General features: G+C 69.4%; 9 protein-coding genes. 3 read left to right on the top strand and 6 right to left on the bottom strand.

All coding sequences use genetic code 11. The annotated features are described in order from the left end of the window. Both SCI24_RS09155 and SCI24_RS09150 read right to left on the bottom strand, forming a co-directional pair. Positions 1-627, bottom strand: a 627-nt coding sequence (locus SCI24_RS09155) for a response regulator (protein ID WP_318725104.1), incomplete at its 3' end; no start/stop codon positions are given. Next, positions 624-1433 (bottom strand): Cof-type HAD-IIB family hydrolase, encoded by an 810-nt coding sequence (locus tag SCI24_RS09150; RefSeq protein ID WP_318725103.1) that lies wholly within the window; start codon positions 1431-1433, stop codon positions 624-626. The genes SCI24_RS09155 and SCI24_RS09150, both read right to left, overlap by 4 nt. Positions 1434-1666: 233 nt before the next feature. Between SCI24_RS09150 and SCI24_RS09145 the strand changes: the two genes are divergently transcribed. From SCI24_RS09145 to SCI24_RS09135, 3 genes are all read left to right on the top strand, one after another. Continuing rightward, the gene (locus tag SCI24_RS09145) at positions 1667-3607 is read left to right on the top strand and encodes an exoribonuclease II (RefSeq protein WP_318725102.1); all 1941 of its coding nucleotides are present in this window, start codon (positions 1667-1669) and stop codon (positions 3605-3607) included. A gap of 125 nt (positions 3608-3732) precedes the next feature. Further along, positions 3733-4851 (top strand): glycosyltransferase, encoded by a 1119-nt coding sequence (locus SCI24_RS09140; RefSeq protein WP_318725101.1) that lies wholly within the window; start codon positions 3733-3735, stop codon positions 4849-4851. Then, a complete protein-coding gene (locus SCI24_RS09135) occupies positions 4829-5866 on the top strand; it encodes a lysylphosphatidylglycerol synthase transmembrane domain-containing protein (protein WP_318725100.1) in 1038 nt (345 codons plus the stop codon). The genes SCI24_RS09140 and SCI24_RS09135 overlap by 23 nt, the downstream gene beginning before the upstream one ends. Positions 5867-5874: 8 nt before the next feature. Here SCI24_RS09135 and SCI24_RS09130 read toward each other — a convergent pair whose 3' ends face one another. The 4 genes from SCI24_RS09130 to SCI24_RS09115 all read right to left on the bottom strand — a co-directional run. Further along, the gene (locus tag SCI24_RS09130; protein WP_318725099.1) at positions 5875-6744 is read right to left on the bottom strand and encodes an urea carboxylase-associated family protein; all 870 of its coding nucleotides are present in this window, start codon (positions 6742-6744) and stop codon (positions 5875-5877) included. 85 nt (positions 6745-6829) lie between these two features. Beyond that, positions 6830-8179 carry a PHB depolymerase family esterase gene (locus SCI24_RS09125; RefSeq protein ID WP_318725098.1) on the bottom strand — a complete coding sequence of 450 codons (1350 nt, stop codon included), beginning with the start codon at positions 8177-8179 and terminating at the stop codon, positions 6830-6832. 23 nt (positions 8180-8202) lie between these two features. Further along, entirely contained in the window at positions 8203-8619 is a 417-nt protein-coding gene (locus SCI24_RS09120) for a CopG family transcriptional regulator (RefSeq protein WP_318725097.1), read from the bottom strand. A gap of 312 nt (positions 8620-8931) precedes the next feature. Next, positions 8932-10246, bottom strand: a 1315-nt coding sequence (locus tag SCI24_RS09115) for an HlyD family type I secretion periplasmic adaptor subunit (RefSeq protein WP_318725096.1), incomplete at its 5' end; no start/stop codon positions are given.

Genomic DNA, 10246 nt, shown 5'->3' with positions numbered 1-10246 from the left:
GCGACACACGTGCACGTCGATGGAGCGGTCCAGGGGGGGCGCCGGTCGCCCGCGGGTCAGCTCGAAGAGTGCGTCCCGCGACAGCACCTGCTCGGGATGCGCAAGGAAGACCTGCAGCAGCTGGAAGTCCGCGCCGGAGAGCGGGAAATGCTGCCCCTCGGTGTCGACCAGCTCGCGGGTCAGGCGGTCCAGCCGCCAGTCGCCGAACGCCACCCGCCGCGCCTGGGCGGGATTCACCGGCTCCTCCTGGTGGCCCCTGGCGCGGCGCAGCACGGCCTTGATCCTCGCCAGCAGCTCGCGGGGGTTGAAGGGCTTGCCCAGGTAGTCATCGGCGCCCAGCTCGAGGCCCAGGATGCGATCGGTCTCGTCGGCGCTTGCAGTCAGCATGATGATCGGCACGTCGCTCTCGCGACGCAGCTCCCGGCAGAGGGTGAAGCCGTCGTCGCCGGGCATCATGAGGTCCACGACCAGCAGGTCCGGCGTCTCGACCTCGAGCAACCGGCGCAGCGCCACGGCATCCTCGGCCAGCAGGGCCCGCATGCCGTGGCGGCCGAGGTAGTCGGCCAGCAGCTCGCGGATCTCGGGGTCGTCGTCGACCACGATCAGGGTGGCGGGTGTGGTGGTCATGGCAGCGGCCTCAGGGCGAAGCGCGCGCGCAGCCGCTCGGCCACGCCCTGGCAGTCGTGATGGCCGATGCGCTCGGCCGCGGGAAGCCGGCCGGCCAGCTCGGGATGCGCATTGGCCATGACGTGAGCCTCCCCGGCCAGGGTCAGCATCTCGGTGTCGTTGAGGTTGTCGCCGAAGGCCAGGCACGCCTCGGGGCCGAGCCCCAGGCGCTCGAGCAGCGCGGCGAGGGCGGTGCCCTTGTTCACGCCCCCGGCCATGATTTCCAGCGACGTGGCCATCGACCAGGTCAGGTGCAGCCGCTCGCCATGGCGGGCGCGGATGGTCGCCGCCAGCCGCTCGACCTCGCCCGGCTCGCCGATATAGAGCACCTTGCCGACCCCCTCGCCGTCGAGTTCGCCGGGGTCGGCGACCCGGTAGCCGAAGCCGGTGTGGGCATGCAGCGCCAGCAGGCCGGGCGCCTCGGCATCGATCAGCCACTCGTGCTCCTGGTAGAGGTTCAGGCGAACCTCGGGGGGGCGCGGCAGGGCGATCAACTCCCGGGCCAGCGAGGCCTCCAGGTGGCGGGCGCTGACCAGGCGGTCCTCGGTGTCGTGGAGATAGGCGCCGTTGGTGCTGATCACGTGCACCGGCACGCCCAGGCGCTCGCGGAAGCGCTGCATGTCCCGGAAATGGCGCCCCGAGGCGAAGGCCAGGTGGTGGCCCTGCCCCGCCAGGGCCCGCAGGGTGTCGACGGTCGAGGGATGCAGGTCGTGGTCGGCCCCGAGCAGGGTGCCGTCGAGGTCGGAGACGATCAGTCGTGGGGTCATGGAGCCTTCCGCGTGTCGTGAAGCCCTCAGGCTACCGAAGGCGCCACCGCCTGTCTTCCCGGCCTCGCGCCGGCCGCCCCCGTCCTCGACAACCGTCCGGCGGGCCATCCTCCTCGCCCGCGACCGCGGCGCCTTCGCAAGCGATTGATTCCGCGTGCTGCCCCGGCATGGCGTTTGGCGCCGGGGTCGCGAATCCGTATAGTGGCCCCCCTACCCGCCAACCGATCGTGACCATGCTGCAGAACAACTCGGCGCTTGCCCAGCTCAAGCAACAGATCCGCTCCAACACCCCTCGCGTCGAGGGCGTGATCAAGGCCACCGACAGGGGCTTCGGTTTCCTCGAGACCGACGACGGCAACTCCTACTTCGTGCCGCCCCCCGCCATGAAGCTGGTGCTGCATGGTGACCGCGTCGAGGCCATCCTCCACGAGGAGGGTGACAAGACCTCGGTCGAGCCCGATACCCTGATCGAGACCGGCATGCAGCGCTTCATCGCCCGGGTGCAGAAGCGCGACGGTCGCCTGGCGGTGATTCCCGATCATCCCTCGATCAAGACCGCCCTCAAGGCGCGCATCAAGCGCAGCCTCGACGAGGCGAGCATCGCCGACGGCGACTGGGTGGTGGCCCGCCTGGTGCGCCACCCGCTCAAGCCCGACGACCGGGCCTTCTTCACCCAGATCGACGAGCTGGTGGCCAAGACCGACGACCCGAGCGTGCCGTGGCGCGTGACCCTGGCCCGCCATGCCCTGGAGCAGGAGTGCCCGGATGCCGGCGACGACTGGCCGCTGCGCGACGAGGGCCTCGAACGCGAGGACCTGTCCGCCGAGCCCTTCTTCACCATCGACGGCGAGAAGACCCGCGACATGGATGACGCCCTGCGCATCCGTCCCCGCGAGGATGGCGGCTGGTCGCTGACCGTGGCCATCGCCGACCCCACCGCCTACGTGGAGGAGGGGCATGCCGCCGACCTGGAGGCCCGCACCCGCGCCTTCACCGTCTACCTGCCGGGCCAGAACGTCACCATGCTCCCCGAGCAGCTGGCCGACGACCTCTGCTCGCTGTGGGAGGACAAGGACCGTCCGGTGCTGGCCTGCACCCTGGAGGTCGGCGCCGACGGCAGCCTCGGCGACTACCGCTTCTTCGCCGCCACCGCGCGCTCCCATGCCAAGCTCGCCTATGACCGGGTCTCCGACTGGCTCGAGGGTCAGGGCGACTGGACGCCAGCCGAGGCGATCGGCGAACAGCTCAAGGCCCTCGAGGCCATGACCGAGGCGCGCAGCGCCTGGCGGGCGGCCCACGCCCTGGTGTTCAAGGACCGGCCCGACTTCGTCTTCGACCTGGACGAGGCCGGCAACGTGCTGGACATCCGCACCGAGCATCGGCGCATCGCCAACCGCATGATCGAGGAGTCGATGATCGCTGCCAACGCCTGCTGCGCGCACCTGCTCGCCGAGCACGTCGGCCACGGCATCTTCAACGTCCACCGCGCCTTCGAACCGGAGAAGGCCGAGGCCGCCCAGGAGTTCCTGGCCAGCCAGGACATCCAGGTGGAGCAGGAGCAGCTCACCGAGCTGCCCCGCTACACCGAGCTCAAGCGAGAGCTCGAGGGCCGCGACGACGCCTGGCTGGATGCCCGCCTGCGCCGTTTCCAGGGCTTCACCAGCATGTCCGCCCAGCCCGGCCCGCACTTCGGTCTGGGGCTGGCCGCCTATGCCACCTGGACCTCGCCGATCCGCAAGTACGGCGACATGGTCAACCATCGGCTGATCAAGCGGGTCCTCAAGGGCGAGCAGGCCCCGGCCGAGGCCAGCCAGCAGCTCACAGAGCAGCTCACCGAGCGCCGCCGGCTGAACCGCATGGCCGAGCGCGACGTCAAGGACTGGCTCTACGTGCGCTACCTGACCCCGGCCGCCGAGGCCCAGGAGAGCTTCGAGGCCGAGGTCATCGCCGTCAATCGCGGCGGCATGCGGGTACGCCTGACCGCCAACGGCGCCACCGCCTTCATCCCGGCCCCGCTGATGCACAGCGACCGCACCAAGGTGGCGATCGACGACAAGGAGGGCCGCGTCCAGGTCGAGGGCGAGGAGCGCTTCAAGCTCGGCGACGTCATCCGCGTGGTGCTGACCGAGGCCCGCGAGGAGACCCGCTCGCTGGTGGGTCGCCCCGCGGACTGACCGCTCGGCAACGACAGGCAGCACAGGACGGCGACCCTCGGGTCGCCGTCTCTCGTTGCGGCTGTCGCAAAACTGTCGCATGGCCGCCCTAGGCTGGCAGGGCACATCCACGCCAGGAGGGCGCCTTGCATATCGTCGATGTCACCATGTTCCACGCGCCTGCCAGCGGCGGGGTACGCACCTACCTCGAGGCCAAGCATCGCGTCCTGGCCGCCCGGCCGGGACTGCGCACCAGCCTGCTGGTGCCCGGCGCCGAGCGCGGATCGCTCGGTGGGGTGCATACCCTCCCCGCTCCGCGGCTTCCCCTTGGCCAGGGCTACCGCTTCCCGCTGCGCCGCGCCCCCTGGCGCGATGCCCTGATGACGATGGCCCCCGACCTGATCGAGGCCGGCGACCCCTATGTCATCGCCTGGGCCGCCGCGGAGGCCGGCCAGGCCCTGGGGGTACCCACGGTGGGCTTCTTCCACTCCGACCTGCCGAGGCTGATGGGTGACCGGTTCGGCGCCGGCGTCCGCCTGCGCCTGCAGCGCTACGTGGGCGACCTCTATGGCCACTTCGACAGCGTGCTGGCGCCCTGCACCGCCATGGCCGAGCGGCTGGCCGACTGGGGCGTGCAGAAGGTGCGCGTCCAGCCGCTGGGCGTCGACCTCGAGGCCTTCCACCCACGGCACCGTGACCCCGGGCTACGTCGACGCCTGGGACTGGGCGACCACCAGCGGCTGCTGGTCTTCGCCGGTCGCCGCTCGCCGGAAAAGCATATCGACGTGCTGCTGGCGACCATGGCCCGCCTGGGTCCCGCGTATCACCTGCTGCTGATGGGCCCCGGCATGCCCACCCGGGTCCTCGACAACGTCAGCGTGGTGCCCCGCTACTGCCCGCCCGCCGAGGTCGCCACCGCCCTGGCCAGCGCCGATGCCATGTTGCATGCCGGCACCCGTGAGACCTTCGGCCTGGTGGCCCAGGAGGCCATGGCCTGCGGGCTGCCCGTGGTCGCCGCGAGGGCCGGAGCCTTGAAGGAGTATGTGCCGCTGGGTGCCGGGGTCCTCTGCCGCCCGCGGGACCCCGACGCCATGGCCCGCGCCGTGCGCGAGCTCTTCCTCAATGACCCTGAGTCCATGGGCCGACACGCCCGCCGGCACGTCGAGCGCCACTTCGACTGGGAGCGGGTCATCGATGACCTGCTGGGACACTATCGGCAACTGCGTCACGGCAGCGAGCGCCATGCGATCCACCGACGCGGCTGACCCTCGCCGGCCACTGCCGCGGTGGCGGCCGCTGCACGGCCTGTTGGTCGTGCTGGCGCTGCTCGCGCCCCTGGTGATCATGGCCTGGCTGGGGGGGCCGGGTGCCCTGGCAGCGGTCAATCGATTCCCGCTGGATGTTCTGGCCCTGATGCTGCTGATGGCAATCGTCTGCTGGAACCTCAACGCCGCCCGGCTGCGCCTGATGCTGGATGGCCGGACCGGCCGGCTCGGGCAGCGCGGCGCGCTGGGCATCGAACTGGCGTCCAAGTTCGCCCTGTGTGCCACCCCCGGGGGCAGCGGTGGGCCGGCCACGCTGCTCTTCCTGCTGGCGCAGCGCGGCCTGCCGGCCTCCAGGGGGGCCGCCGTCTTCCTGCTCGACCAGGGCTGCGACCTGCTGTTCTTCCTCTGCATGCTGACGGGGCTGGTGGCCTACTCCCTGCTGGGCGAGACCCAGTGGCCCCACCAGACGGTGGTCCAGATAGCCCTGTCCGCATTGGCTCTGGTGGCCGTCGGCGTCACGCTGGCGATGGGCTATCTGCCAGGGCTGCTGCGCTATACCGCATCGCCGGGCGCACGCTGGCTGAGCGGGTATCGGCGTCGCTGGCTTGCCCGCCGCCTGCTGACGTGTCGGCGGGCATTGCAGGCCACATTGCGGCTCCCCATCGCGACCCTGATGGCGATGCTGGGGCTCACCACGGCGCACTGGCTGTTGCGTTACAGCCTGCTCTACCTCGCGGTGCTGGGCGCCGGGGGAGACGTCGACTGGATATGGACCTTCCTGACCCAGATGCTGGCCATGGCCGCGAGCCAGTTCAGCTTTCTGCCCGGCGGCGCGGGTGCGGCCGAACTGGGCGTCGGCGGGCTGCTGCTGCCGCTGATGGAGCGCGAGCAGGCCGCTGCGGCGGTGCTGGTCTGGCGCCTGGTGTCCTACCACCTTTACCTGGTCGCCGGCGCACCGCTGTTTCTGCTCTCGGCCTACCGGCTGGTGCGGCGACCATCGCCAGAGCGAACGTAAATGCCTTCTCAGTTGTTGAAGCGACGCTGCTTCTCCGCGGTCCAGTCAATGGCCGCGGATCGCATGCCGTGCCCGCCCCGGTAAGGGGCATACGCCGGCGGCTCCCAACCTACCAGCAGTGACGGCTCCAACCGGAAGACCTCGACCCCGATGGGGTGGCAGGTTTCCAGGGGATCGCGGGCATCGGGGCCCCACAGGTCGACCGAGAGATCACCGCCCGGGCAGCACGACAGCGCGCAAAGCAGGTCGACCTCGGCGAACAGCTCGATATGGTCACCCTCTCGGGCCGGACAGGCCTTCATGAAGTACTGGTCATCGTCATTGAGCCCGGTACACTGGAAGACATTGAGCACGTCATGCACGTCGAACTCGGTGAGCCCGAAGGGCGCCACCGCACGCACCAGGTTGGAATGACAGTGATGGTCGAAGTCCTCGCCGGTCAGCAGCTTGTTGACGTAGGGATCACAGCGCGTACCCAGCAGGTCATGCACGCGCCCACCGTCATCGTCGATACCGTAGCTCGCCAGGGTATCGTCGATGATGGTCGCCATGGGCCGCAGATAGGGTAGCGTCGACCACAAGCGATCGAAGGTCGACACATGGGCCCGCTGCAGCTGGCGCGTACGTGAGGCCCAGAACCGCTCCCGCGGGTTGTGACGATGCCAGAGGTTCAGGTCTCCCACCTGCGGCCCCTCCAGCGTCGAGAGGCGCAGCACATGGCCGGCCGGCACCTCCCAGGCCAGCCCCTCGCGAATCGGAACGACCAGCTGATGAATACGCGTCCGCGCCTCTGGTGCCGTCAACCGGGCATAGAAGTCGCGATCGACGTCGAGGATGGAACCTTGTGTGGCGCGATAGGCGGCGGGCACCTTTGCCATGACCCTGTCTCCCTGGCTAATCGAGCGATAACCGACATGATAGCGGACTGCCCCCGAGGCCTCTCACCCCCTGCCAGATGACGCCTCAGCTCATGCTGCGCTCGTCCTGCCGATGACAGAAGAAGAAGCGCAGCATCTCCTTCGAGGCATCGGGCCCCCTGGGATCGGTATGGCTTCCATGCGTGCTCCCTCCCAACCAGGCATGACCCGCCCCGTGTACCTGCCACTTTTCCAGGCGTGGCTCGCCCTTCCCATCGTGATGCGTGGTACGGGTATAGGCATGACCGTCGGCCACCTGCCCCTGCTCAACCGTGACCCTGCCGCTGCTCTCACGGTGGCTTGCCGTCTCGTCCTCTCTAAGCGTGGCGGCATACTGGGCAGCAACGCGATCCGCATTGCTGGGGTGCACGGTCGTGTCCCGGTCACCATGAAAGATGATGGCAGGCACCTCCGACGCCCACCCGGAGGCTCGCGCTGTGCCGCCCCCAGCGAGGGAACCCGTGCCTCCCTGCATCGCCGCCAGGGCATCGGGAAGCGTCTGGGCAACGCCATGGGGCAGTCCGGAATGCACGCCCACCGCCGCAAAGAGCTCCGGATAGGTCATCGCCAGCGTGGTTGCCATGGCCGCGCCCGCCGAGAGGCCCGCGACATAGACCCGGCTCGCATCAAGCCCGTGCGTGTCGATGACCTGACGCGTCATGCCGGCAAGGATGGCTGGCTCACCGCCCTCGCGTTGCTGGTCCTCGGCCTTGAACCAGTTCCAGCACTTCGAACTGTTGGCGGTCATCGGCTGGGCCGGATAGAGCACACAACACGGCTGCTCTTCGGCCAGCCGGTTCATGGTGGTTCCGGCAGCAAAGTCGTCAGGATCCTGCGTGCAACCATGCAGCATGACCACCAGCGGCAGTGCCTGCCCGTGATAGCCGCTGGGGAGATACAGCTTGTACTCTCGCGTGCCGGCATGATTGGTAAAGGAACCGGCGGTGAACGTGCCGGGCGCCGCTGTCTCGCTGGTGTGCCGTGCCTGCTCGGGCCGAGCCACGGTCTCACGCAACTGGCGCCACTTGTCGCGCCAGGCAGAAGGCACGCCGACATCACTGCCCGGGAAAGTCCCCGTGGTCGCCTGACGAGCATGGCCATACACCGAGGAAGGTGCCGCTCCCGCTGACGGCTCCGCTCTTCGGTGCGAGCCCGTCTCAGCAGACGCTGACCTCGATGCCGGCGCCTCCTCCTCGCGGACCTGGCAGGTCCCCTCGAAGGTATGGCCCGCGCGGCAGGATTCATCCGGCGTTGCCTCGTCTCTCGTCCCACTCTTCCCACCTGGCTGCCCACCAGGCACCACGCCCTGGAGGATGGCCATGGCCTCGTGCAGCTTGCCGGCACGAGTGAGCCGCGTCGCCTCTTCCATTCGTCGCGTCATGGTGGCGTCGATCATCGTCGCTGTCCCTATGCAGTGATTCAGTGGATTCGATCCGCCAGGGCGGCCTTGACCGCCGCGCTGGCATGCAGGGCGCCCAGCACGACCACCGACTCGATGGTGGCACGGGCAAGCTCCGGTGAGACGTCGTCGGCAATGCTGACCATGCCCAGGACCTGTATCTGCAATGTCTCGCCCGCCGACTGGAGGGCTTCCAGATCCGCGCGGCTGTAATGCTCGAGCCCCAGCACGAAGGCCTTGCGGGTCACGGTTTCCCTGACCACCTCGGCATGGGTCGCCAACTGGTTACGGATGGCCGTGCGGATCAGGTCGGTCCGGTTGGAATAGAAGCCTTCCTGGACCAGCAGATCGATCTGCCCCAGGTCGACGACGCCCAGGTTGATGGTGATCTTCTCGCTGGAGTCGCCGGTCTTGCGGCGCAGCTCATGCACGCTCATGCGGGATACCTCAGTTGACCCAGGAAGGGGACTCCCCTCCCAGTTGTCTATGACCATCTTCTTGGAAGCTATATACCATCCATGTAGATGGCATAGTAGGCCAGCCGGGGCAGTAGTCAAGTCGCGAGCAGACGAAAACGGCCCACCTTGTGGTGGGCCGTCTTGCATATGGCGGAAGTGGAGCCGCTGGCAATCTAACGCGAATGACAACAAGGGCACCCAGCGAGTACCCTTGAAGAACGTCATGCCCGGACGCAGCGCCACGTATTTACCAGCTCGCCGGCTGGTCGCTCGTTATAGCATCGGGGGTGCCTAATCGGCCCGCATGGCCCGCGAGAGCATGTCCTCCAGCGGCCTGAGCAGGTAGCCGGCCAGGGTGCGCTCGCCGGCCTGCAGTCGCACCTCCGCCGGCATCCCGGCCCGCAGCGGCATGGCCTCGAGACCCGCCCCCGCCGCTTGTGACGCGAGCCGGACCCGAGCCCGGTAGAAGCGACGCCCCGAAGCCTCATCCCGCTCGCTGTCGGCGGCGACCCGCACGACCCGCCCATCAATGCTCCGGGTACGACGCCGGTTGTAGGCCGTGAAACGTATCTCGGCGGGCTGCCCCACGGCCACCCGGTCGATGTCGTGGTCGGCAACCCTCGCCTCGACCACCAGGGGATCCGACTCGGGCACCAGTTCCAGCACCCTGGCCCCCGGCTCGATGACCGCGCCCGGCGCATGCACGGAGAGGCCGACCACGCTCCCCGAGACCGGGGCCGTGACCACCGCCCGCCGCCGTTGCTCCTGGAGCCGAGCCAGGCGCTCCTCGGCATCGGCGACCCGCCGGCGCACCGCATGGAAGGCCTCGCCGACCTCTTCCCGGAAGGCCTCGCGGCGCCGTTCCATCTCTCGGGCATTCTCAGCGATGCGTGAGGCGAGGCGAATCCGCTCGAGGCGGTAACCCTCGACGCGCCCCTGCTCCTCCAGCAGCTCCCGCTCCAGCTCGTTGAGCCGCTGCCGGTCACCCAGCCCGTCCCGGTAGAGCGAGTCCAGGGCCTCGACCTCCTCGCGCAGGCTGTCGAGCCGGCGCGCCGCGAACTCCGCCTGGCTCGCGAGCCCCGCGATACGCTCCCGCAGCCGGTCATTCTGCTGCGCCAGTGCCTCCCGCTCCTTCTCCTGGGAGAGGCGTCGAACATGGAAGAGCCCGAGCTGCACCGCCATGATGCGGCTGGCCTCCGGGCCCCCGGCCTCGACCAGCGCGGGCGGAAAGCCCGGGCGCGCCTCGCCGCCCTGCTCGGCCGCCAGCCGCGCCTCGGCAGCCAGGGCCAGGCGATAGCGGGTGCGGGCGACCTCCAGCCGCCGCTCGAGCAGGGCAGTCTCCAGCACCACCAGCGGCTCGCCCTGCGCCACGCGGTCGCCCTCCGCAACGACGATGCGGTCCACGACACCGCCGGTGGGATGCTTCACGACCTTGTTGGAGGAGGCGGCCACCAGCTGGCCATGAGCGATGACCGCCACCGCCAGGTCGGCCGTCACCGCCCAGCCGCCGATGCCCCCAAGGCAGAGCAGCAGCACGAGCAGGCCGAAGCGGCGCGGCCAGCGGTCATCGACCGGCGGCGACGGCACGCCGTCGGCGTCGTGATCC

Origin of the sequence: Halomonas sp., from assembly GCF_033549285.1 — a bacterium.
GTDB lineage: Bacteria > Pseudomonadota > Gammaproteobacteria > Pseudomonadales > Halomonadaceae > Halomonas.
This window is presented reverse-complemented; position numbering and strand designations above follow the sequence as displayed.